The organism is Acinetobacter sp. C32I, assembly GCF_023702715.1.
GTDB lineage: Bacteria > Pseudomonadota > Gammaproteobacteria > Pseudomonadales > Moraxellaceae > Acinetobacter.
This window is the reverse complement of sequence record NZ_CP098480.1, coordinates 4,019,972-4,045,931: the sequence shown is the minus strand read 5'-3', so window position 1 is coordinate 4,045,931 and position 25,960 is coordinate 4,019,972. Positions and strand designations below refer to the sequence as shown.

Genomic DNA, 25,960 nt, shown 5'->3' with positions numbered 1-25,960 from the left:
AGCCATAACAATAGGATGCAAGGATGAAAATAATACTGCTCTGCTTCAGCACGTTACTTACATTCGGCTTATCAGCCTGTGCCGTACATACCCCGCATGGTAGTGTGGTTGTTGATCCAGACAACCATCATGATGGTCGCGGTGATTTTTGCCCACCAGGACAAGCCAAGAAAGGACGTTGTTAAACTCCAATATGCCTAAACTACTATCCAGTTTAGGCATATTCATACTTATTCTCCTTAAAATGATTTAACAAAAAACACCAATTTCGTCAGATCATTGCCTAACAAATCACATTTTTTTAATTTAATAATTTCATTTAGTTAAAATCCATATAAACTATATGGAAATTTATTCTATTCTTTTAATGGGGTTTTTAGATGAATTTAACCCAGCATCGCCCTGTCATGGACATCTTGAATAAAGTTCAGCATGCTGATGATTGGATTATTTTCTTGGAACAATTGAATCATTATTTCAATGTTCAAGCCTCACAACTTTTAGCCGTTGATCTCGAAGTCCAAGCACTTTCATTTAGTGTGCACCACGGCGTCAATTTTGATGCACATCAACTTGAACAAGCGGCACTCACTCAAATTCGTTTAGATATTGATGACGACCCACGTTTAAAGAAAATGCTTTTGGGGCCAATGACGGGATGGATGCATTGCATTCAACACTTTCAAGAGCATGAAATCACCCAGACTCAAGTTTACCAACGTGTTTTACAACCATTAGATCTACGTTTCTGTTCAGCCATCCAAATCATTTATGATCATAAAGTCTGTGTATTACTCGCTTTTCTCACCAGCCCTGAGCGTGGTGCATTAAGCTGTACTGAACTTCAGCCGATTTATGAAATTTTGCCGATCGTACAACAAAAAATTCAACAATATCGCCATCATTTTGAATACTCTACTATGACCTTACTGGGGTCACAGTTAATCCAAAAAATGAACCAGCCCATTGCCATTATTAATCTCAATGGAGATATCTTAGAAATTAATGCTGAAGCTGAGCAGTTACTGAAACAGAATCCACACATCCAAATCCAACAACGTCGCTTTATTTTCAGTGAAAACAGGCAAATTCAGTTTGATCAAAACCTAATTGAATTGGAGCGTCATTATAAAAACAATCCAGAGCAGACGAATCATAAACGGTCTAAAATCATGCTGCTGGATCAACACTTATTCTTAACGCTAGATTTACTCAGCCCAGAAAAAACGCATAAGATTTTTGGCCTTCGTCCAGTCTTACTTGCAACCTTCTCTGGATTAAAACAGAAGCCAAAATATCAAAAAGACATCTGTACCCAGCTGTTTATGTTTACGCCTGTTGAACATAAAATATGTGAGCAACTTCTAGAAGGTAAAACCACCAAAGAAATTGCCCTTTCACATGAAATTCAAGCGGATACGGTGAAGAAGCATCTGCAATCAATTTTTAAAAAAACCCGAACACATCGCCAAAGTGAGTTGATGCAGCTATTAATGCAACTTCTATAAGGATTGAAAATAAAAACCCTAGGCAATCTCTGCTGGGAATGCAATCACTTGATCAATTTTGACTTGATTCATCGCAACCATGAGTAAGCGGTCAATCCCCAAGGCAATACCCGAACATTCAGGCATATTTGGTAAAGCTGCCAATAAGTACTGATCCGTTGGAATCACGGCTAAGTCCTGCTTCGCACGTTCCGCATTATCCGCCTCAAAACGTGATGCTAAAACCTCAGCATCTAATAACTCATCATAGGCATTGGCCAGCTCTAAACCTTCGATATACACCTCAAAACGAGCTGCAACGGATTCACCATCTTCATCCTGTTTCACTTTTGCCAGTGATGCCATTTCAGGTGGAAAATCGGTCAAAAATACAGGTGCATCGAAGCCCAGACTAGGTTCGACAAAGTGCGAGAATAACAGGTCCATATAAGCTAGACGATCATCACCCAAATCAAGATTAAGCCCAACACGATTGGCTGTATCTTTGAGTTGTTTCAAGCTGGCTTGCAAAGGATTAATCTCCAAACGATCCTGAAAAGCATGCTTATAACTGAGAACAATAGGACGAATATCACCAAAACGATGTGCCAAACAGGTTTCTAACAGCTCCGCAGTTTCATGCATCAAGCCCTTTAAGTCTAATCCCGGTCGATACCATTCCAGCATCGTAAATTCACTGTTGTGCTTACGCCCATGCTCATCATCACGGAACACTTTACAGATTTGATAAATCGGACCACTGCCACTGGCCAATAAACGTTTCATTGGAAATTCAGGCGAGGTCTGTAAATACTGAGTATTTAATTTACCGTGAATATGACGCTGTACTTGAACAGAAGCCAAATGTACATCTGTCACGCCTGCCTGAGACAAAATCGGGGTTTCAACCTCAAGTATTTGCCGCTGAACAAAGAACTGACGAATCTTGCTGTACATCTCTGCACGCGCTTTTAAGGCATCAATTGAACAGGTCGGTTGGTAAGTTTTCATTGCTTGACTCATGCTTTTGGTCCACCGTGAGCAGCCCACTCACGGCGTAAGGGATAATTTTTTCGGAGCAGATCAAATGCTGTTTGCTCAACCTTGCCCGCCTGTACACAAGCACGGAGTTGCTGATCATCGGCAGCAATATCATAAATCTGAATCAGATGTTGTTGAAGCGCAGCTTTTAAATCCTGCTGTCCGAAATATTGTTCTACCTGAGGCAATTGACTCTCAAAACGCTTCGAGGCTTGATAAGAAAATTTATCGCAGAAAGCTTGATAGATCATCTGTGTTCCTCTGGCCTTACCTTCCAGACTATAGCCTGCAATATGTGGTGTTGCTAATGCCAATACATCCAGTAATTGCTCAGGAATCTCAGGTTCAAACTCAAATACATCCAGTACAACTTGACGCTGCGTCGCGATAATATCTGCCATTAATGCAGCCTGTTCAATCACAGGCCCACGTGCACTATTGATTAAAATAGCAGAGGGTTTCATTGCAGCCAAAGCAGCCGCATCAAATAAATGCTGTGTCGGGAAATCACCTGATAAGGTTAAAGGCACATGGATTGAAATGGCATCGGCACGTTTTAACAGCTCGTCAAAAGAGACATTTTCAATACCGCCTAATTGCACATAAGGATCATAACCAATCACATTCCAGCCGAGAAGTTGAGCCATCACAGCAAGGCGGCTACCGACATTGCCCAAACCAACAATGGCTAAAGTGAAGGCTTTATTTTTTTCCAAGAGATTAATATCTAAATGTAGTAATGCGGTAATCACATATTCTGCAACAGCTTGTGCATTACAACCCGCGGCATTACTCCACGCAATATGTTGTTGTTCTAAGGCTTGAATATCAAGGTGATCTGTACCAATTGTGGCACTGCCTACAAACTTAATTTTACTCTGATCAATTAAGGCATGGTTCACTTTGGTCACTGAACGAACTAAAAGTGCATCCGCATCCTGTACATCCGCATGGGTCAGGGTACGCCCTGCTCGATGTTGTATTTCCGCAAATTCCGCAAAGAAATAATCGGTAAATGCCAAATTTTCATCTGCGATAATTTTCATGCAGAAATGTCCTTCAATAATTCTGTGCTTATTATCCTTAGCACAGCACAAATTGACAATTTATAAATGCAAGCTTTGTAGAGATTTATGGCAGAAAACTGTGGCTCATGGTACACGCATGCGACATATTGCCAATTTACTGCAACATCTTTGCTCTTATACTAAGGCTTTCTCTCATTCCTCTATCGTAATGACGCAATACTCTCCCTATAAAGGCAAAAATGGTATTAAACGGATTTTAAATGCAACAGGCTATTCAGTTGCTGGCTTTAAAGCAGCGTTCCGTTATGAAGCCGCCTTCCGACAAGTTCTATTGCTGAATATTATTCTCATTCCACTGAGTTTTTTCATTCATGTCTCAGCTGTTGAACAAGCCCTGATGGTAGCGGTCTGTTTGTTGGCGATTATTGTAGAGCTATTTAATTCGGCCATCGAAGCTGTAGTGGACCGCGTTTCGTTAGAAAAGAATCCGCTATCTAAGAATGCAAAAGATATGGGCAGTGCTGCGCAATTTGTTTCCTTGGCGATTATCTTTTTTACTTGGACGATTATTTTATTTAAATAAGCATTCAATATTTGGCACATAAAAAAAATCCCTGCATAGGCAGGGATTTTTTTGATCTAGACAGAGATGTATTACATCATTCCGCCCATACCACCCATACCGCCCATATCTGGAGCAGCAGGTTTATCTTCTGGGATATCAGTAATCATACATTCTGTGGTCAACATCAAACCAGCAACAGATGCTGCGTGTTCAAGTGCAGAACGCGTTACTTTAGCTGGGTCAAGAATACCCATCTCTAACATATCGCCATATTCGCCAGTTGCAGCGTTGTAACCAAAGTTACCTTCACCCGCTTTAACTGCATTGATCACAACAGAAGGCTCATCGCCTGCATTCGAAACGATTTGACGAAGTGGCGCTTCAATCGCACGGCGTAAAATGTTGATACCCGCAGTTTGGTCTTCGTTAGCACCTTTTAAGTTGTCTAACACGTTTACCGCACGTACCAGTGCAACACCACCACCTGCAACAACACCTTCTTCAACTGCTGCGCGAGTTGCGTGAAGTGCGTCGTCAACACGGTCTTTCTTCTCTTTCATTTCAACTTCAGTTGCTGCACCAATTTTGATGACTGCAACACCGCCTGCTAATTTAGCAACGCGTTCTTGAAGTTTTTCTTTGTCGTATTCAGAGGTTGACTCTTCGATTTGCGCACGAATCTGTTGAACACGTTCCGCGATTTGTGCTGCATTACCTGCACCATCAACAATCACAGTGTTCTCTTTAGATACAGTGATCTTATGAGCAGTACCTAAGTCTTGAAGAGAAGCTTGCTCTAAAGACATACCTACTTCTTCAGAAATCACAGTCGCACCAGTCAAGATCGCGATATCTTGAAGCATTGCTTTACGACGGTCACCAAAACCAGGTGCTTTAACCGCACATACTTTGATAATACCGCGCATGTTGTTCACAACAAGTGTTGCAAGCGCTTCACCTTCAACATCTTCAGCGATGATAAGAAGTGGCTTACCTGTTTTAGCAACTGCTTCTAATACAGTAATCAATTCACGAATATTGCTGATTTTTTTATCAACAAGAAGAATGAATGGATTTTCAAGTTCAGCAGTCAAAGTATCTTGTTTGTTCGCGAAGTATGGAGAGATATAACCACGGTCGAATTGCATCCCTTCTACAACGTCTAACGCGTCTTCGAAACCAGAACCTTCTTCTACAGTGATAACACCTTCTTTACCTACTTTTTCCATTGCTTGCGCAATCAACTTACCTACAGTTGTGTCTGAGTTCGCAGAGATTGAACCGACTTGTTCAATTGCTTTGAAGTCATCAGCAGGTTTTGCATTGGCACGGATATTTTCAACAACTGTTTTTACTGCGATGTCGATACCACGTTTTAAATCCATTGGGTTCATACCTGCAGTTACAGATTTGATCCCTTCATTTAAGATTGCTTGAGCAAGTACAGTTGCAGTTGTGGTACCGTCACCCGCGATGTCATTGGTTTTAGAAGAAACTTCGCGAACAAGTTGAGCACCCATGTTTTCAAACTTGTCTTTTAAAGAAATTTCTTTCGCAACTGTTACACCATCTTTAGTGATATGCGGCGCACCGAAAGAACGGTCAATCACAACGTTACGGCCTTTAGGACCTAAAGTTACTTTTACTGCATCTGCAAGTACGTTTACGCCTGCAATCATTTTTGAGCGAGCTGAATCACCAAATTTTACGTCTTTAGCTGACATGTGAAACTCCGAATCTTTTTAAATTACTGTATCTGATAATTTGTGAGTTATGTGCCGATTAGCCTTCAAGTACCGCTAAGATGTCTGACTCTTTCATGATCAAGAGCTCTTCACCGCTTACTTTTACTGTTGTACCTGCATAAGTACCGAACAATACTTTATCGCCAACTTTAACGTCTAAAGCGCGAACGCCATTGTCAGTGATTTGACCATTACCTACTGCAATTACTTCACCTTGAGATGGTTTTTCAGCAGCAGAACCTGGAAGTAAAATACCACCAGCCGTTTTAGTTTCTTCTTCTACGCGACGAATCACAACACGATCATGTAATGGACGAATGTTGCTCATAGTTAACTCCATCAGACTTAGTCTTTTTGATTAATTCGTATCGCCAATTCATGGCAATACATAAAATTTTGATATGCCACTTTTGTGGGGTTAAAAAAAATAGCTTCAAGGGGCGAATTAAAAAAAACTCGACTTTTTTAGTATTTTTTCTTCAAACTGATTTTGATTGAACAAATTGTCTACAGCCAAGAAAAAGAGCTGTCATTTACAGCTCTTAGATTTTCATAAAAAGATGTTTAAATAATAATTTGGTGGTTACCCAATAATTCACTCAATGTTGTGTTGACATTGTTGAGTACTACTAACTGAACACCGCTCTCAGCAGAGGCTTCACCATCTCGATCTATACTCACGATGGTATTCTCACCCTCTTGCTTGACATGAATGAATTTTTCCAGAGATGCAGTCGAACCATCCCCAGTGTAATCCGTCAATAATTGACTGAGATCAATCTTATCTGCTTGCAAATCTGTCCAGACATTACCGACATGAAAATCTTGCCAGCGATCAACAAGTCCATCACTATAATTCAATATGTTATAAATCACAGTATCCGAACCTGCACCTCCAATATAGGTATCGTGACCACCACGACCATCCAAAATATTGTTCCCAGCGTTCCCTGTAATCACATTATCCAATCCATTACCTGTGGCATTGATATTTGCACTACCAACTAGCTCAAGATCTTCAATATAACGCCCACTTTCTAAATGTCTTTCTATACTTTCTGGATCATTTACCCAGTCATAACTCCCCATCAGACTATAACTTACAGAACTCAAAACTTTATCATGCCCACCAAAGTCTACATCTCGGTAACCAGATTCGATCAGTTGATTTTCCCAATAGCCACTTTCAACCCACGTATATTCCTCATGTCCCTCAACCCAAACACTTTCATAATAACCATCAACCCACTGATCTTTATAAGAATCACCAACCCAAATTTGTTCAGAATACAGATTACTAACCCATTCTTGCTCAACCTCAGGTCCATTAAGGGCATAACCGTCCTGCCATAATCCTAATTCGGAGTCAAAATACTGATTTACATAAGCATCATATGAACCATCATCAGTATAGTAACGCTTACCGTCCTGATCACTATAGTAATCACGGTAGCGCCATTCCCCATTGTCAAACCAAATTTCCTCATAATGGCCTTCTATTAAAACTGGTTCATAATGGCCTTCTATCCATTGCTTTTCATAATATCCATCAAACCACTGAGATACATAATGGCTATCATCTACCCACACTTCTTTATAATTTTCATAATGCTCAATACGATATTCTTGGATAAAATCAGAACCATGATCTACTTGATAAATATTATCAGTCTGATCTCCTCTAAATTGATCTACCTTAATCTGGGGAATCTCTGTTGGTTTAATTATTACCGTAGCACTTTGGTTTCCCGCACTATCAATTACAGTCACAGCCAATGAGGTTGCTTTATTATTCATATAGACTTCAAATATTCCCTCCTTTTTCACAATAACTGTATTGGTATAAGACGGCTGACCGTCAAAATTATAAGTTATTTCAACTAAGGCCTTAGGTTCTGCATGACCGATGAGATAACCAGATTGATTGACTGCAAATTGCGTTGCCGCAGCTGGTGCGACAGTATCGACTGGCGTAATAACTTCGGTATAGTTACTTTGATAGCCATTTTGTTCTACAACAACCCGTAGTACCTCACCCGTCGCTTGAGAACGATTTAATTCAATATTAAAATGTCCCCATTTATCGACAACGATATCACCAACAAGAAAACCTTGAGCATTTACAACTTTTAAGTAGCTATCGGGTACTGCATCTCCTGATATAAAGAAACCATTGTCAGACATAACGATATTTTCAGCTGGGCTGGGCGCATTACTATCGGCATTAAAAATAATGTGAACTGGCGTGCTGACATTTTTTGCTAAATCCGTTGCAGTAATAAATAACTGCTCACCGCGTAAAACTGGTGGATAAATACTTAAATTGAAATGCCCCGTTTCATCTGTGTTGAACTCTGCACGAACATCACCATCAGCATCAATGACTTTAATTGTAGCTTTTGGTTCAGATTGTCCACTAATTCCATCACCATTTTCAGTAATAACCACCTCACTGAGCAGTGGCTCAATATTATCCAAAGGTGCAATAACTTCAGTGATTGGACCATATAGACTGTTCGTTGGGTCTAAGGCTCGGACATATAATGTCTGTCCCTGTAAATAGTAGTTATTAAGCTGTATATTAAACGTACCATCTTCATTAACAACTAAATTCCACCAATTACTATCAACACGCTCCCCCATCGCATTACTGACAATAATCTGCAAACCAGCAACTGCCTGACCAGATAAATTATGTCCTTCTGTATCAAGCAATAAATCTGTCACAGCTTGCGGGGTATTGAGCAATACAGGCAAAACTTTTTGTACAACATCACTGCGATTCCCTGCAGAATCTCTCACCATAAAGCTTAAGGTTTGTGTTTGATATTGACTATAGTTGATCCAGTGAGAAAAAGAGCCATTGTAGGCCACAGTCGTTGTGATCAAATTTCCATATTGATCAATAATATCAACTCTTGCATTTGATTCAGCCAGACCAGAAATCCATCCTGCTTCATTTATAGTGATATTTTCAGCAGCGAGAGGTGCAACTTCATCCAATGGCGCAACAATCGTTACTTTTTCACTCACATTGCCTGCACGATCAGTGACTGTGACCGTTAACGTCTGCGCGTTTAAATAAAATTGATTCAAATAAACAGTAAATGTGCCATCAGTATATGCCGTACTGCTCCATCTACTGACTAGATTATTATTCTGATCATAAACTTGAATGATGCTATTAGGTTCAGCGATACCCGTTAAAATAGAGCTATCGCTGCCCTCCGTTAATTTAAGATTCTTAGCCACATCTGGTGGAGTTGAGTCTTTTATGGCTTCAAGTGAAAGGGCTTCACTTTGATTTCCAGCTCGATCAAAAACAATAAAACTTAATTGTTGTCCTTTTAAATAGACATTATCAAACCAACCTGAAACTTTACCATCACTCCCCGCAGAACCGCGTCCAACTTCATTGTGGTTTGCATCATAAATTTTAATTGTACTATTGGCTTCTGCTATTGCTGTAAAACGACGTCCATCTTGATCAAACTCAACTGATTGAATGGGGTCAGGATTAATATCATCTATAGGTGCAACAATGCTGGTTTTTTCACTGACATTTCCTGCACGGTCAATCACAGTTACAGTTAATATTTGGCCTTTTAAATAATATTGATTTAGATAGACAGCAAATGTTCCATCCGCATTAACCGTATTATTCCATGAATAAACTAACTGATTATTTTCATCATAGACCAAGATCATGGTGTTTGCTTCTGCAATACCCGTTAAAATCGATCCATTATGACTTTCAACTAGAATAAGATTTGTCGCCGCCTCTGGTGGCGTATTATCATTTAGTGCATAAGCAGTAACAGCTTCACTCTGGTTGTCTGCCCGATCAAAAACAATAAAACTTAATTGTTGCCCCTTTAGATAAACATCACTTAATTGACCTGAAACTTTACCTTCACTATCAGCATAACCACGACCAATTTCGTTATGATTTACATCATAAATTTTAACCGTGCTATTGGCTTCGGCTATTGCCGTAAAGCGAAGACCATCCTCATTGAACTCAATCGACTGAATAGGTTCAGGCTTAATATTATCTATTGGTGCGACAACGATTACTTTTTCACTGACATTACCTGCACGGTCAGTGACGGTGATGGTTAAGGTCTGTTCTTTTAAATAATATTGACTAAAATCTACAGCAAATGTGCCATCAGAATTAACCGTAGTGTTCCATGGATAAACTAAATTATTATTTTGATCATATACCTGAATCGTGGCATCAGGTTCTGCACTACCCGTCAAGATTGAACCTGATCTTCCCTCTATAAGCTTAAGCGTAGTCGCAACTTCTGGAGCTACTGTATCCACGACAACTTTTTCGATTGCAGTTTCTACAATATTCCCCGCAATGTCTGTTCCAACAACCTTAAATAAATAAGTACCATCAGCTAAATTGACTTGCTTGGCAGTCGTTTCTTTCCATGTTTCTCCACCATCAGTAGAAACTTCATAGCGATTATTAAACGTAGCTTCCTTATTAATTACAATTGGATCTAATGCCTGTAAAACAAAGCTATTATCTTGGGTAATTTGATCAAAAGGTGAATTACCGGTGTCATTTAAATTAACAATTTTTAAAGTGCCTGCGGCTGGTGCGATCGTATCTACCGTCAAGGTAGGAGACAATACCTCACTAGTATTCCCCGCCTGATCCATCACAATGGCTTTAAATTGATAAACTCCATCCACCAAATCTTTTTGTGCTGCAACTGTCTCAGCCCACTCACCGCCATTTTTAGACACTTGATAGGTAACTACAATTCCTTGTTCCTGCCCTTTAAGACTCAAATTAAAGGTCTGATCATTGGTGATGTAATCCGTTGCTGAAACACCTGTATCGGTAAAATCAGTAAATGATAAAACACCTGCCTGCGGTGGCGTTCTATCAACAGTCACAAGCTGAGACAACACTTCACTGCTATTCCCCGCCTGATCCATCACAATGGCTTTAAATTGATAAACCCCATCTGACAAATCTTTTTGTGCGACAACGGTCTTAGTCCACTCACCGCCATTTTTAGACACTTGATAAGTAACTACCGTTCCTTGTTCCAGCCCTTTAAGGCTCAAATTAAAGGTCTGATCATTGGTGATGTAACCCGTTGCTGAAACACCTGTATCGGTAAAATCAGTAAATGATAAAACACCAGTCTGCGGTGGCGTTGTATCAACAGTCACAAGCTGAGACAACACTTCACTGCTATTCCCCGCCTGATCCTTCACAATGGCTTTAAATTGATAAACCCCATCTGACAAATCTTTTTGTGCGACAACAGTCTCAGTCCACTCACCGCCATTTTTAGACACGTGGTAGCTAACTACTGTCCCTTGTTCCTGCCCTGTCAAGCGCAGATCAAAGGTATTACTCTGCGTAATATAATCCTTATCCGAATAGCCACTATCAGCAAAATGAGTAAAAGCCAAATGTCCAGCAATAGGTGCTGTAGTATCAGGTGCCGTGATTAGACTAGCTGTACTTTCATTGCCAGCTTGATCTTTAGCTGTCACATAAAGCTGTTCACCATTGGTCAAAGCATGAACTAAAGTCAGACTAAATTTACCATCAGCTCCCACTATTATTTTCGCCAATTCTTTACCAGTTATGTCTTTTACAATAACAACACTACCGATTTCAGCCTGCCCCGTTATGGTTTTTCCATCATGTTGTTCAGTAAAACTAGCTTGAGGTATAACAGGTGATGTGGTGTCAGGGGCCGTGATCAGACTAGCTGCACTTTCATTACCAACTTGATCTTTAGCAGTCACATAAAGCTGTTCACCATTGGTCAAAGCATGGACCAAAGTCAGACTAAATTTACCATCAGCTCCCACTATCGTTTCCGCCAACGCTTTACCAGTTACATCTTTCACAATAACCGTACTGCCAATTTCAGCTTGGCCAGTTATGGTTTTTCCATCCCGTTGCTCAGTGAAGTTACCTTGAGGTGAAACAGGTGCTGTGGTATCAGGGGCTGGATCATTTTTTTTACTGCCATTACCGCCACCACTGGCAGCAGCGATTGCACCGACACCTGCCAAACTTCCAGTAATCCATGCCCAAGTCGGGATGCTCCCTACTGTGCTAGAAGCTGTCGTTGCAATTGCATGGCTAGTCTCAACTGAACGATCAGTTGCAATCGCATTCGGGATCTCAGATACGGGACGAACAACTGAGCTGTCTGAAGCCAAAACATCGGGCGGAACACCATCTAAGACTAAATAATCGGAAATCGGTTGCTCTTCAACTTTAGTGTCGACAATTGCAGCCCATAAACTTTCTCCATCCTGTAACGGAAGCTGCAAAATATCCTGTACAAAGAATCCTTCTAGAATAACTTTTGTACCATCAACTAGATGCACAATTGCATCATTACCAATACGTGTAATTGAAGCGATTTGATCAACGTTAACCCCAGATTTTGCAAGCAAAGCTTGATTTAAAAGGATTGGTTTTGTTTGTCCTGCTATTCCGATCTCAGATGTGGCGGCTGTTTTATGATTATTTTTATTCAGTAAAAATACACGTTTCATTTTGACCCCTAACTGCCTACTGAAATCGCAAAAATGTTCAATATTTTATTTGCGATTTGCATATATTATTAAAAAGCAAATCTTAGCAAAACTTAGGCAGTTACAACATATTACAAACTAAAATTTAGAAAGAAAAACTCAGCAGTTTTCAAAGTAATTTATATTTTTTAAGAAAGAATAAGCTCAATTATAAAATGTATTTTTTATTTTAAAATCAAAACCAAATCATTGATTAATAAAATATTAATCAAAATTTTAGCCATTAATCACATTTCAATTATCGCCGAACAAAACAAGTAAAGCTAAATTTATATAACCTATAACCATCATCTACTTAAGCACACAAGAATCTTTATAACTGGTTTATTTCAATGTGTGAAAGTTACCCAAGCTCTCATCAAACCAATAATGCTCAATCTTGCCATTATCCGAAATTACATTAAAACTATTGGTTAATCCAAAGCGTAATCGGTTTGAAGTCGCTGTGCCTGCATGGATATCTAAAATTGGATGATCAAATCCCAACTGAAAAATTTGATTTAAATCATGCACAGCAACTTTATGTAAATGTCCGTGCAATAAACCAAATAGCCCTGTCTCTCCCCAGCGTTCTAAAGCAATTTTTCCAAGCACAGGACAATCTTTATCACCATGCTCATTTGGGAAGGTATAAAAAGGCTGATGGAAAACCACCAGTTTTATTTTATTCGCAGGCGCATGATTTAACTTTTCATAGGTTTCATGAATTTGATCCAGTGAAATATGTCCCCGCGTATGATAGCGCCGCCGAATACTGTTCATCCCGACTATATAAAAATGCTCTGTTTCTAAGGTTGTTTCTAAGCGGCCAAAAAAAGCCTGATAACGGACAAAGGGAGAAAAGAAGCGATTCCAGACATGATACAGCGGAATATCATGATTACCCGGAACAACAATATAAGGAAGGTTGAGAGCATCTAGAAATTGGCGACATGCATAAAACTGCTTAAAACGCGCACGCTGTGTGAGATCGCCACTGACTACAATGGCTTCAGGACGATGTTGTTGGCAAAATTGTTTGATTGCTTGAATGCAACCTTCACGTTCCGTTCCAAAATGTAGATCAGACAGGTGTAATAACATTCGGAACCATCACTTTTAACGCGGATTTTTTCACTGAAAATTTTAATGGGGTGTCCATCTCCATAAGCTCTCCATCTATTGCCACCGTTAATTTTGGCTTTTTACAATTGACCAGTATATGTTCGGCACAAAATGAATACACATCCGAAGCTTGATCAATTTTGCCCTGAACCAATTTCCATAACATTTTCATTAAGCTAAAACGATCACTTTTAGCAACAACAACCCCTGCTAACTTTCCATTAGCAGCACATTCTGCAATTCTTAATTTCATATCACTCAGTTGCAGTTGATTATTACCAAAAAAAACTAACGGTGTTGCAACAGGATAGCGCTGTTCATCAATGGTCACCGCAAGTTTTAAGGATTTATGTTCACGCAGTAATACATCTAAACCCGATGTATAGGCATTTAGCGGAAAACGTCCAAGTCGTTGATTGTATAATTCACGCTTTTTTATAAATAAAGGGTACAGCCCTAAACTCGCATTATTGAGATAAATTTGATCATTGATTGCAGCAACGTGCACTGCTTGTACCCTGCCCGTTGCAATCACTTCTGCCGCTTGAGCCACATCAATCGGGATATTCAACGCCCGTGCAACATAATTAAACGTACCCAGCGGTATGATCCCCATCGGAATATCCGTATGGATTAACTGTTTTGCAACCGCATTTAAAGTTCCATCTCCCCCAGCCGCAACCACAACGCCACGTAATTCAGTCTGTTGATGCCTAGCCAAAACAGTTCTCATCATGTCATCAAAATTAACCTGCTGATTTAATTCAAAAACCTGAATTTCAAACCCATATTGTGTCCAATATGTCATAAGGCGCTCATATTCATCATCTTGCTGCGTAGCATGGAAACCTGATTTTTGATTATAAATAATAGATAAAGGCTGTAAATTTCGACTCATTCGCATCAATCTTAAGACTTTTGATAAGCCTATTTTTGTTTACAAAATCAACAAATAAAAGCAAGTTTATGTAAATTTTGAATGAACATTATTCATATAATCAATAACAATTCTCAAAAAATTAAAAATAAATTAAAATATTGATTAACAAAGAAATTTATAAAAAAAATATTACATATAAAAAAACAAAATAATAAAACATAGAATAATAAAATTATTAAAAAACAATATTATAATCACAAATCAACATTTCCCTCCTTCCACACCTACCTATTCTTTAGTCTTATATTTTTTATGATTTTATGCTTTAATACAGCCACTTTTTTTACTTCATCTGTCTCACTGCCATCCAGTGGATAGAATTTGTACGTCGTACACACTTTAAAAAGGCATCACCATGACCCAAGTGAACGCACCAGAATTCGTTCGTCACCCTAAGCTGATTGCATGGGTGGAAGAAATTGCAAAATTGACCAAACCAGCAAAAATCGAATGGTGTGACGGTAGCGAAGAAGAATATCAACGTCTCATGGACTTGATGATCGCTAACGGCACCATGCAAAAACTTAACCAAGAAAAACATCCTGGTTCTTATCTTGCAAATTCTGATCCTTCTGACGTTGCTCGTGTTGAAGACCGTACTTATATCTGCTCGCAAAATGAAGAAGATGCTGGCGCAACAAACAACTGGGTTGCTCCTGCAGAAATGCGCGAAAAATTAAATGGATTATTTGACGGTGCAATGGAAGGCCGTACCATGTATGTGGTTCCCTTCTCGATGGGTCCTTTAGGAAGCCACATTGCTCACATTGGTATCGAGTTAACAGATTCACCTTACGTTGCAGTCAGCATGACTAAAATGGCACGTATGGGTAAAGCAGTTTATGACGTGTTAGGTACAGATGGTGAGTTTATCCCATGCGTACACACTGTTGCTGCACCATTAAAAGATGGTCAAAAAGATGTTGCTTGGCCATGTAACAACGAAAAATATATCGTTCACTATCCAGAAACTCGTGAAATCTGGTCTTACGGTTCTGGTTACGGCGGTAATGCATTGCTTGGTAAAAAATGCCTAGCGTTACGTATTGCTTCTGCAATGGGTCGCGAACAAGGTTGGTTAGCTGAACACATGCTAATTCTAGGTGTGACTAACCCACAAGGTGAAAAACACTACATCGCAGCAGCATTCCCGTCTGCATGTGGTAAAACAAACTTTGCGATGTTAATTCCACCAGCAGGTTATGAAGGCTGGAAAATTGAAACTGTAGGTGACGATATTGCTTGGATCAAACCAGGTGAAGATGGTCGCTTATATGCAATCAATCCAGAAGCTGGTTTCTTCGGTGTTGCGCCTGGTACAAATACCAAAACCAACCCGAACTGTATCGCAACCATGCATAAAGATGTGATTTACACCAACGTTGCAGTAACCAAAGATGGCGAAGTATGGTGGGAAGGTCTAACTAAAGAAGTTCCAGCAGACTTAATCACTTGGAAAGGTCAACCATACGTTGAAGGCGAAAAAGCAGCGCATCCAAACTCGCGTTTTACCGTTTCTGCTGGTCAATGCCCTTCGATTGACGCTGACTGGGAAAATCCAGCAGGCGTACCAATCTCTGCATTCATCTTCGGTGGTCGTCGTGCTGATACAGTGCCTTTAGTTTCTGAAGCATTTGACTGGGTTGATGGCGTTTATAAAGCAGCAACGATGGGCTCTGAAACAACTGCGGCAGCGGTTGGTCAACAAGGTATCGTTCGTCGTGACCCATTCGCAATGCTTCCATTTGCGGGTTACAACATGGCTGATTACTTCGGTCACTGGTTACAACTTGGTCAAGAAGTTGGTGCAAAAGCTGAAGCTGCTGGTAATAAACTACCAAAAATCTTCAACGTAAACTGGTTCCGTCGTGATGCTGAAGGCAACTTCGTATGGCCTGGTTTCGGTCAAAACATGCGTGTTCTTGAGTGGATTATTGATCGTTGTGAAGGCCGTGCTGAAGCGACTGAAACACCTATCGGTTATGTTCCAACTTACGAACAATTGAACTGGAATGGTATTGATTTCTCTAAAGAGCAATTCAACACTGTTACAGCTCAAGATAAAGATCAATGGATCAAAGAACTTGAAAGCCACACTGAGTTATTCACTAAACTTGGTGCTCGCCTACCTCAAGCACTTAAAGATCGTCAAAATGAATTATTAGCAGCGGTTAAATCTGCTTAATCATCATTGACATAAAAAGGTCGCTACGGCGGCCTTTTTTGTCATCTTACATTGTAAAACTATAATAAACTAACAGCCTCAAAAGTAATTTTCATCCATCGAAGATGAATAAATTAAGACTTTAATGTGCCAGCAAAAGTCAGTTAAAAAATATAAAGAGATCCGTATTTTATCGATTTAAACAGGAAAAGTTATGCAACAAGACATTACAATTGCACAAGATTTTTTAAAATTACTCCCAGACTCAGACACCATCTTTACAAGCAAAGACGCCTTTCTCGCAAAGCATTTACTCCCCCTCATTTCGATTGACCTTGCCCAGATCAATCCTGAATGGCACGGTTGGATTCATTTAGTCAATCCAATTGAGCCTTATGAGTGCTACATCGGCTCAGAAACTGCTGAGTTTTATAATGAATTTGCGCATGAAAATTGGTTTATTTTACAGTTGGATGAGCAGTCTCAATACCATTGGCTGGCTGATCAACACTATTTTATTTTAGAAAATCAAAATCATCCTTTATACGCTGAAGTTTTGACGCATAGCCAAGAAATGCATGAAGATTTTAGACAGGTCAAACAACGCTTCTTAGAACAAAAAAGAGTGATTAGTACATCTGATATCAATTATCAAAATAAGGAACCTACCATTTTACTCAATCAACTGGGTGGTGATGCTGAGTATGGCAACTGGTGCTATCCGATTGAAGAACAACTTAAATTGGAAAATATTGAACAAGATGACAACTGTTTTGTACACATCTTTGATCAACAGCAACGACGTTATTATTTCATTGCCTCAGCATCCGGTTGGGAGTATTGCAATCATGGTGCCGACAATATCTTGATGTTTTACCAACCCGAAACTCGACGTGTCCTATTTACATTTGACTGGACATAACTGATCACAGGTCGCTTCGGCGGCCTTTTTTAATGCCCTATTTTCGAAAATTCCTATCAACCCTCCACCCCACGCTAGGTATTCCCATTAAGCTTTGGACGAAATAAATTGCAAAGTTAACGAATATTAACAATAATTGTAATAATAATATCTCTCATTTACATGGTTGTAGACATGAGTTCTTCCACGCTGTTTAAACGCACTCCCCTTTTTTTAGCAATCTCCACATTAGTCAGTATCAGCTCATATAGCCATGCACTTGAGGAAGGATCACAACAACTCCCAACCATCAAAGTTCAAGCCTCGCAAGATAGCAATGCCAGTGAAAAAACCAAAACATATACCATTAAAAATAGTTCAAGCGCCACCAAACTCGATATTGAAGCCAAAGAAATCCCTCAGACTCTCAATGTAGTGACACGACAACAAATCGAAGATTTTGGCCTGACCAGTTCTCGAGATGTACTCAACAATACCCCTGGTGTGACCGTCAATTCACTTGAAACTGAACGCTCGGTGTATATGGCACGCGGTTTTGAAATCTCAAACATTCTTGTTGATGGCGTGGGCTTCCCTTCTGGTGAATGGAATTATAATGACACCAATCCAGATAGCTATTTCTATGATCGCATTGAAGTCATTAAAGGTGCAGATGCACTGACCAATGCCTTTGGTGATCCAAGCGCAACCATTAACTACATCCGCAAACGCCCAACTAAAGAGTTCCAAGCCAATGCAGGTCTAAGCTACGGTTCATGGGATACACAGCGCTATGAAGCAGATGCCTCAGGCCGCTTGTCATCAGATGGTGCTGTTCGCGGCCGTATTTCTGGTTTCCAACAAACAGGTGATTCTCATCTAGATCGCTACACCTCTGAGAAAAATGGAATTGCAGGAATTTTAGAAGCTGATCTTGGAGACAATACCTTACTAACCATTGGTGCCAGCCAAGAAAAAAATAAACCCAATGCCAATAACTGGGGTGCGTTACCGTTGATGGATTCTACGGGTAAACAAATCAGCTATGATCGCTCCTATAACCCTAATCCAGATTGGACCTATTGGGACAATACTTCACGTAATGCGTTTTTTGAGTTAAAACAAAAATTATCAGAAACTTGGTCTGCCAACCTAAGCTACAACTACAATGAGAAGGATCGTAAAAGCCAACTGCTCTACTACTATGGCTATCCAAATGCTGATGGCTCAGGTATTTCCCTAACACCAAGCGGCTTTTTAGAAAATAATAAACTACATACAGCCGATTTAAATCTACAAGGCAAATTTGACCTGTTTAATCGTGAGCATGAAGCAATCATCGGCTATACCTTCTCAAATAGCCACCAAAATGACCATGCAAAAAATGGCACTTTGCACGACAGTAACATTAACTATGTGGATAATGTCCCTTATACAACAGATTGGTCAAGTTGGACCCCGAACAATGTTACTTGGTCTGATTTTTCTGAAACAGCCGACTATACACAGCGCAATCAATCCATTTATGCAGCGACACGCCTTCATTTAAATGAAGACCTAAAACTCACTTTAGGCGCAAACTACGTCAAAGCCAAAAGTGAAGGTACAAGTTACAATGCACCAATGGTTTACGATGAAAGTAAAGTTTCCCCTTATGCAGGTATCACCTATAACTTCACACCTGAATATACGGGCTATATGAGCTATACCTCAATTTTCCGCCCACAAACTGCAGTCGATGAGAAAACAGGAAAAGTTGCAGATCCGATTAAAGGAAAAAGCTATGAAGTCGGATTTAAGAGTTCTTGGTTAGATAACAAGCTTACCGGGACACTGGCGGTCTTTAGAACTGAAGAAAATAATTACCCACTTCGCCCAACAGATAGCCACCCTTTGAATCGCACTTCAGCAATCAGTGATCTACGTTCACAAGGTGTAGAGGTCGGCTTAGCTGGACAATTAACAGATCAGGTCAATGTTTCTCTCGGCTACACCCAATTTAGCCTGCAAGATCTGAAGAATGGCGGTGCTGCCAGAACCTACAATCCAACACAAAGCTTTAACCTGTTAACGACCTATTCACCAACTCAGCTACCAAAACTTAAAGTTGGTGCAGGTCTAAAATGGCAAAGTAAAATCACCCGTTTTGACCCAAGCTATAGCACTTATCTCAAACAAAGTGATTATGCCTTGCTGAATTTGATGGCAAGTTATGACATTAGTCCAAATCTCAGTATTCAGGCCAATGCCAATAACGTAACGGATAAAAAATATTTAAACAGCTTTACCGATGGCCAAGCCTTCTACGGAGCACCTGCAAATTACACCGTTGCATTCCGTTTCAAGTACTAATTAAGACCAATAAAAAAGCCCCTTATTTAAAGGGGCTTTTTTATTGAAAACTGTTAAGCAGCAACCGTGGTATTTGGTTTATTTGCCAGATACACATCTAAGCTTTCGATTTCAGTTGGCGTAAAATTGAGACCAAGCTTTGAACGTCTCCACAAAATATCTTGGCTGATCGTTACCCACTCAAAGCGGCATAAATAGTCCACTTCTTTCGCATACAAACCTTGACCAAAATGCTGACCTAACTGCTCAACCGAAGTAGCTTCACCTAAGATATTCCAAATACGTGAACCATAAGCAGATGCCCAACGTTTTGCCAACGCCTCAGATGCATCAGTGACTTGTGCACGAATCTCTTTCGCCAACTGTTCAGCTGATGCCATATTTTCACCGCCAGGCAAAGCTTCTGTCGCTGTCCAACTGCCTTTCATTTCTGGGAAAAACGCTTTGAGCTGCTGCATTGCAGATTCTGCTAACTTACGATAAGTCGTTAACTTACCGCCAAACACAGACAGTAATGGGGCTTGATCTTCCGATTCTTGCGATAAAGCCAAAGTATAATCACGGGTAATTGCAGATGGATTGTCTGATTCATCATCACACAATGGACGTACACCAGCAAAAGTCGAAATAATATCCGCTTGTGTTAACTGATTTTTGAAGTGTGCATTACTCACTTCAATCAAGTAATCAATTTCTTCTTGGGTGATTTTTACTTGCGCAGGATCACCTTGATACTCACGATCCGTGGTTCCAATCATGGTGTATTGGTCTAAGTATGGAATCGCGAACACAATACGACGGTCATCATTCTGCATGATAAAGGCTTTATCGCCTTCATAAAGCTTCGGCACAATGATATGACTGCCTTGAATCAAACGAATACCATACGGCGATTTAAGTTGTAGATCTTGCTTAATGAATTGTGCCACCCAAGGGCCAGCAGCATTCACTAAAGCCTTGGCTTTAATCTGGAATTGACCTTTTTCATTTTCCAAATCCACAACCCAATATTGCCCTTCACGTTGTGCTGATAGACAACGGGTACGTGTCACAATATCCGCACCCTTCTCACGCGCATGCATGGCATTCAGCACCACCAAACGAGAGTCATCAACGGCACAGTCTGAATATTCAAAACCGCGAGTAATTGCAGCATTTAATGGGCTGTCTTCTTTAAAATAAACGTTATTCGAACCCAATAACTTTTCACGTTTACCCAAGTGATCGTAAAAGAATAAACCTGTACGAATCAACCATGCTGGGCGCAGATGTGGGCGATGCGGCATGATAAAACGCATTGGACGGATAATGTGTGGTGCTTTTGCCAACAATACTTCACGTTCAGCCAGCGCTTCACGGACTAAGCGAAACTCTTTGTGTTCAAGATAACGTAAACCACCATGAATCAACTTACTGCTTGCAGAAGAAGTATGGCTAGCCAAATCATCTTTTTCACAGAGGAATACAGATAAACCACGACCTGAAGCATCCGCTGCAATACCAACACCGTTGATACCACCACCGATTACAGCAAGATCATAAACTTTGTCGTTTGACTGAGGAGAAGTTTGCATAAATCACCGCAAATTTTCATTATTGTTCAATAACGAACATTTAAACATGTAAAATGAAAACAAACAATAAAAAAACGTCAAAAAAATGCCAATTTATAGACATTTTTAGATAAATGGTCAAAATTGAAAATGAATCGATTAAAAAGAGGATCTTCTGGCAATACAAAGCCTGCTCATGGTTACAGCATTATTCTTATTTAAATATTCTTGAGCCAAAATACTCAACTCAAGAAAAGTAACAATTTTTCGAAAATGAAGATTTACTGAGCAACAATCAAGCCAACATCCAAATCGCGGATAGTTTTCATAAACTCATCATTCGGTTGTTGATCGGTAAAAATACAATCAACTTGCTTGAGCGAGCCCAAACGGATCATCGCATTACGACCAAACTTACTGCTATCCGCAGCAAGCAACACTTGACGGGCACTGGATACAATTTCCTGAGAGACACATACTTCTTGGAAATCAAAATCCAGCAAGGTACCATCTTCTTCAATACCACTAATGCCGACTAAAGCATAATCCGCTTTAAACTGCTTAAAGAAATCCGCAGTCGCCTGACCAATCACGCCACCATCAGGACGCACACGCCCACTGGCAATCAAGACCTCAAAGTCTTCTTTAGTACTCAGAATTTTGGCAACGTTGAGATTATTGGTAATAATACGCAAACCCGTATGGTTCAGCAATGCGTGGGCAATGGCTTCAGTGGTGGTCCCAATATTGATAAATAAAGAAGCATAATCAGGAACTGCAGCAGCCACCGCCGCTGCAATCCTTCTTTTTTCTTCCAACATATGACCAACACGCATGGTATATTCAGTGTTTTCCACACTTGAATCATGCGCTGCACCGCCATGATAACGGCGAAGCAAACCCTCATCGGCCAATTGATTAATATCACGACGAATGGTTTGCGGCGTGACATCAAAATGCTGAGCAAGTTCTTCAATACTGATATAGCCACGCTCTCTCACCAATTCGAGGGTTTTCTGTTGGCGTAGTATCAAGCTCATGCTCATCCATCCTATGTTGTTTTAGTCATCTTAAATTGAGATTATTTTAGCTTAATCTTCCGCCCAATCACGAGTACGTCCGACTGCTTTCAACCAACCTTTATACAGTTTTTCAGTCACATCCTGACTGCACTCTGGAGTAAAGGTATTTTCGATGGTCATTCTACTCTTCAATTCATTTAAATCCGACCAGAAACCGACTGCGAGACCTGCTAAAAATGCTGCGCCCATACCTGTGGTTTCTTTCATTGCCGGACGTTCAACAGAAGTGCCCATGATATCGGCTTGAAATTGCATCAAGAAGTTATTCGCGGTTACACCACCATCGACACGTAAAGTACGCAATTTCTCCCCTGAATCTTGCTGCATGGAGTCCAAGACATCACGAGTCTGATAAGCAATTGACTCCAATGTGGCGCGAATAATATGTTCGATGCTCACACCACGGGTAATCCCCAAGATTGCACCGCGCGCTGTTGGATCCCAATATGGTGCGCCCAAACCTGTAAAGGCTGGAACCACATAGACCCCATTACTGTCTTTTACTTTGGTCGCATAGTATTCAGAATCATGCGAATCATTAATCGCTTTCAGCTCATCACGCAACCACTGCACACAAGAACCGCCATTAAACACTGCACCTTCCAATGCATAGTTCACTTCACCACGTGGACCGCATGCGATTGTGGTCAATAAGCCATGATCAGATTGAACAATACGTTTACCTGTGTTCATGAGTAAGAAACAACCCGTACCATAGGTATTTTTTGCTTGTCCTACTTCTACGCACATTTGTCCAAAGAGTGCAGCCTGCTGATCACCCGCGATCCCTGCAATTGGAATTCCAATTTCTTGCCCGCTAATGGTATGGGTATAGCCATAGATTTCTGAAGAACTGCGAACTTCAGGCAACATCGCTTTTGGAATATTCAGGGCTTCTAGTAACTTGTCATCCCATTGCAAAGTCTCAATGTTGAATAACATGGTACGAGAAGCATTAGTATAGTCAGTCACATGCACTTGGCCATTGGTCAATTTCCATAGCAACCAAGTATCAATCGTACCGAACAACAACTCACCGCGTTCTGCTCGTTCACGGCTACCTTCAACACGATCCAGAATCCACTTAATTTTTGTCGCAGAGAAATACGGATCAAGCACCAAACCTGTGACTTTATGAACGTAATCCTGCCAACCGTCTTGACGCAGTTGATTACAAATTTCATTGCTTTGACGGCTTTGCCATACAATTGCATTGTAAATAGGTTTGCCGGTCTGCTTATCCCAGATGACAGTGGTTTCACGCTGATTGGTGATCCCGATTGCTGCAATTTGCTCGCTAGAAATACCTGCTTGCGCTAAAGCTTCAACCCATACGGCACTTTGTGTCGCCCAGATTTCCATTGGATCATGCTCAACCCAACCTGGTTGTGGGTAGATTTGCGTAAATTCACGCTGAGCAATACTGATGACATTCGCATCGTGATCCAACACGATCGCACGTGAGCTTGTTGTACCTTGGTCAAATGCAACAACGTATTTCTTTTGACTATCTGTAGAGATCATGACATACCTATCCAGACTTGCTTATGTATAGTGCAATAAATTAAATGCCCGTTAAAAAACGGGCTCAAATACTACAAAAAAGCAATGACTTCTGTATTAAATAAAAAACTTGGCAGATTATATGCAAAATTGTTCGAAAACGAAAATTCTTTCTTGATATTTGAAGCTAAAAAACGATGAATAGCCTGTGTTTTAAAGATTCCTCACAATAAAAAACTTATTTTATGCGATACTAAAACCAGAAATAACAGGATCATTGATATGAAAAAAACTAATTTATTGTTAATTATGAGCGGTACTCTTGTTCTTGCAGCCTGTCAAAGCAGTCCACATCAATACAATGGCACAACGGGTTATCAAATCGAAAATAAAACGGCCACGTCTGCAACCGTTGCCTATACTTTAGCCGCGCGCAGTAACAGAGATTTAGATGAAAAAAAATTACAACATGCCTGCAAGCAAATTTTAGGTGCAGACAAGACCTATAAACTTGCAGTGTTGAGTATCAATGAGATCGTCAATCCAGCTCAAGCAGAACAATACGGGGTAAAACTAGGGAATAGCCGTGCAACATTTGGCTTATCTAATTCGCCAGATTTGAATAATAGTGAAGGCTATGCAACCCGTCAGGCACTTGAAACGCGTCCAAGCACACTCAAAGTGGTTCGTTATACCTGTTCTTAATTTTATGATTTGATTAATGAAAATGGATGTATTGCAGCAACATTTAGAATACATCCAACTCAACTTATCCTTTCAATACGTCATGAATCGAAAGATCTTTATCAAACACCGATTTTGCAAACGGGCATAAAGGAATGACTTTCACCTGACGTTCACGCACAAAGGCGATCAGTTCCTTTAATAGTTTATGCCCGACACCTTGTCCACGAAATTGATCACTTACATCAGTATGGTCAATAATGAGCATACTGTCCCCTGCCCATGTATAAGCCATTTCACCCGCAAGGACCTCGCCCTCGAACAACTTAAATGCCCCATGTTTGCCATCATCAATCTGTTGGATACTCATATACTTTCCTTTTAAACATTCTTTTAGCTAATAGAATAAATATCGATTAAAGGCGATCGCTTTATTTCATTTCAATGTTTTAGCATGAGCAGTAACAATGTTGTGTTGAGATTTGATAATCTCAACACAACTAAGCTTTTGTGATCGCGAATATTTATTTGGTGCGATAAAAGCTGACGTTTCTAAACTCTTTGGCTTCATCCAAATCTGGCCAAGTGCTTGCGCTACGTTCATCAATTTTTAGATATTGAGGATGACTAAAGTTTTTAACTCGACTATCGGCGACCCAGACTTCAGGTGCAAACTTTAAGAACTCATCCAGAAAGAAACGATTAGATTGGTCATACAACACATCAGCGGCGAGCAAGACGTCAACCTGTTCGGACTGATATAAATCATCCAGATACTCGAGTTCAACATCATTCAATAGCGCATTTTCACGACACGATGCCAGACTCACAGGATCAATATCACAACAAATCACACGTTTAGCGCCTGCCATTTTTGCCGCAATCGCAACCACACCCGAGCCTGCACCAAAATCCAGAACCACCTTATCTTTAACTTGATGCGGCTCTGCCAATAACCATTGCGCCATCGCCAGACCAGAGGCCCAACAAAAAATCCAGTACGGCGTTTCATTCCAAATCCGGCGAATCACCTCATCATCTAAACGGTCCGTTGGAAATACCGGAGGAATTAACCAGAGGGAAATCGGCGTTTCAGGTAATTGTTGTGCCAATAAATCAGTATTGGGAATCACCTGATGCAAGGCCTGCAACAAATGTTCAGGTGCTTTGGGAAATTGAAATGTACAACTCATATTTATTTAATTCTAAAAAAACCCCTC

General features: G+C 40.3%; 19 protein-coding genes. 7 read left to right on the top strand and 12 right to left on the bottom strand.

The genetic code is table 11. The annotated features are described in order from the left end of the window. The first annotated feature begins 23 nt into the window (after positions 1–23). A complete protein-coding gene (locus NDN13_RS19205; RefSeq protein WP_251116584.1) occupies positions 24–185 on the top strand; it encodes a hypothetical protein in 162 nt (53 codons plus the stop codon). A gap of 195 nt (positions 186–380) precedes the next feature. Continuing rightward, on the top strand, positions 381–1,508 hold the full coding sequence (locus NDN13_RS19200; protein WP_251116583.1) for a helix-turn-helix transcriptional regulator: 1,128 nt from the start codon (positions 381–383) through the stop codon (positions 1,506–1,508). 18 nt (positions 1,509–1,526) lie between these two features. Here the strand turns inward: NDN13_RS19200 and epmA are convergent, their stop codons facing one another. Then, a complete protein-coding gene (gene epmA, locus NDN13_RS19195; RefSeq protein ID WP_251116582.1) occupies positions 1,527–2,510 on the bottom strand; it encodes an EF-P lysine aminoacylase EpmA in 984 nt (327 codons plus the stop codon). Further along, positions 2,507–3,574: a 4-phosphoerythronate dehydrogenase gene (locus tag NDN13_RS19190; protein WP_251116581.1), complete on the bottom strand. Its 1,068-nt coding sequence runs from the start codon at positions 3,572–3,574 to the stop codon at positions 2,507–2,509. Before NDN13_RS19190 ends, epmA begins: the two co-directional genes overlap by 4 nt. Before the next feature lie 190 nt (positions 3,575–3,764). Between NDN13_RS19190 and NDN13_RS19185 the strand changes: the two genes are divergently transcribed. Beyond that, positions 3,765–4,139 (top strand): diacylglycerol kinase, encoded by a 375-nt coding sequence (locus tag NDN13_RS19185; RefSeq protein WP_251118270.1) that lies wholly within the window; start codon positions 3,765–3,767, stop codon positions 4,137–4,139. Positions 4,140–4,210: 71 nt separating this feature from the next. Here the strand turns inward: NDN13_RS19185 and groL are convergent, their stop codons facing one another. The 5 genes from groL to NDN13_RS19160 all read right to left on the bottom strand — a co-directional run bounded on the left by groL (position 4,211) and on the right by NDN13_RS19160 (position 14,459). Beyond that, on the bottom strand, positions 4,211–5,845 hold the full coding sequence (groL, locus tag NDN13_RS19180; protein ID WP_005243511.1) for a chaperonin GroEL: 1,635 nt from the start codon (positions 5,843–5,845) through the stop codon (positions 4,211–4,213). A 58-nt stretch (positions 5,846–5,903) separates the two neighbouring features. Continuing rightward, the gene (locus tag NDN13_RS19175) at positions 5,904–6,194 is read right to left on the bottom strand and encodes a co-chaperone GroES (protein WP_004652030.1); all 291 of its coding nucleotides are present in this window, start codon (positions 6,192–6,194) and stop codon (positions 5,904–5,906) included. A 236-nt stretch (positions 6,195–6,430) separates the two neighbouring features. Then, positions 6,431–12,418 carry an Ig-like domain-containing protein gene (locus NDN13_RS19170; RefSeq protein WP_251116580.1) on the bottom strand — a complete coding sequence of 1,996 codons (5,988 nt, stop codon included), beginning with the start codon at positions 12,416–12,418 and terminating at the stop codon, positions 6,431–6,433. Between the two features lie 363 nt (positions 12,419–12,781). Further along, the gene (locus tag NDN13_RS19165; RefSeq protein ID WP_251116579.1) at positions 12,782–13,540 is read right to left on the bottom strand and encodes a metallophosphoesterase family protein; all 759 of its coding nucleotides are present in this window, start codon (positions 13,538–13,540) and stop codon (positions 12,782–12,784) included. After that, positions 13,521–14,459 (bottom strand): diacylglycerol/lipid kinase family protein, encoded by a 939-nt coding sequence (locus tag NDN13_RS19160; protein ID WP_251116578.1) that lies wholly within the window; start codon positions 14,457–14,459, stop codon positions 13,521–13,523. Before NDN13_RS19160 ends, NDN13_RS19165 begins: the two co-directional genes overlap by 20 nt. 397 nt (positions 14,460–14,856) lie before the next feature. On the opposite strand from NDN13_RS19160, the gene NDN13_RS19155 reads away from it, so the two are divergent. The 3 genes from NDN13_RS19155 to NDN13_RS19145 all read left to right on the top strand — a co-directional run bounded on the left by NDN13_RS19155 (position 14,857) and on the right by NDN13_RS19145 (position 19,918). Beyond that, complete coding sequence (locus NDN13_RS19155) at positions 14,857–16,686, top strand: phosphoenolpyruvate carboxykinase (GTP) (protein WP_004801473.1); 1,830 nt, start codon at positions 14,857–14,859, stop codon at positions 16,684–16,686. 193 nt (positions 16,687–16,879) lie between these two features. Then, a complete protein-coding gene (locus tag NDN13_RS19150) occupies positions 16,880–17,587 on the top strand; it encodes a hypothetical protein (protein ID WP_251116577.1) in 708 nt (235 codons plus the stop codon). Positions 17,588–17,749: 162 nt separating this feature from the next. After that, complete coding sequence (locus NDN13_RS19145) at positions 17,750–19,918, top strand: TonB-dependent siderophore receptor (protein WP_251116576.1); 2,169 nt, start codon at positions 17,750–17,752, stop codon at positions 19,916–19,918. Positions 19,919–19,971: 53 nt separating this feature from the next. Here the strand turns inward: NDN13_RS19145 and glpD are convergent, their stop codons facing one another. The 3 genes from glpD to glpK form a co-directional block, all read right to left on the bottom strand. Further along, positions 19,972–21,492, bottom strand: a complete 1,521-nt coding sequence (gene glpD / locus NDN13_RS19140; RefSeq protein WP_251116575.1) for a glycerol-3-phosphate dehydrogenase — start codon at positions 21,490–21,492, stop codon at positions 19,972–19,974. Positions 21,493–21,752: 260 nt separating this feature from the next. Beyond that, positions 21,753–22,511 (bottom strand): DeoR family transcriptional regulator, encoded by a 759-nt coding sequence (locus tag NDN13_RS19135; protein ID WP_171549282.1) that lies wholly within the window; start codon positions 22,509–22,511, stop codon positions 21,753–21,755. Between the two features lie 51 nt (positions 22,512–22,562). Next, complete coding sequence (gene glpK, locus NDN13_RS19130; protein ID WP_251116574.1) at positions 22,563–24,077, bottom strand: glycerol kinase GlpK; 1,515 nt, start codon at positions 24,075–24,077, stop codon at positions 22,563–22,565. A gap of 261 nt (positions 24,078–24,338) precedes the next feature. Between glpK and NDN13_RS19125 the strand changes: the two genes are divergently transcribed. Beyond that, on the top strand, positions 24,339–24,761 hold the full coding sequence (locus tag NDN13_RS19125; protein ID WP_251116573.1) for a hypothetical protein: 423 nt from the start codon (positions 24,339–24,341) through the stop codon (positions 24,759–24,761). 64 nt (positions 24,762–24,825) lie between these two features. On the opposite strand, the gene NDN13_RS19120 is transcribed toward NDN13_RS19125, so the two are convergent. Together NDN13_RS19120 and NDN13_RS19115 are read right to left on the bottom strand one after the other, a co-directional pair. After that, the gene (locus NDN13_RS19120; protein WP_005322836.1) at positions 24,826–25,110 is read right to left on the bottom strand and encodes a GNAT family N-acetyltransferase; all 285 of its coding nucleotides are present in this window, start codon (positions 25,108–25,110) and stop codon (positions 24,826–24,828) included. A 154-nt stretch (positions 25,111–25,264) separates the two neighbouring features. Then, complete coding sequence (locus tag NDN13_RS19115) at positions 25,265–25,933, bottom strand: class I SAM-dependent methyltransferase (RefSeq protein WP_251116572.1); 669 nt, start codon at positions 25,931–25,933, stop codon at positions 25,265–25,267. Positions 25,934–25,960 lie beyond the last annotated feature (27 nt).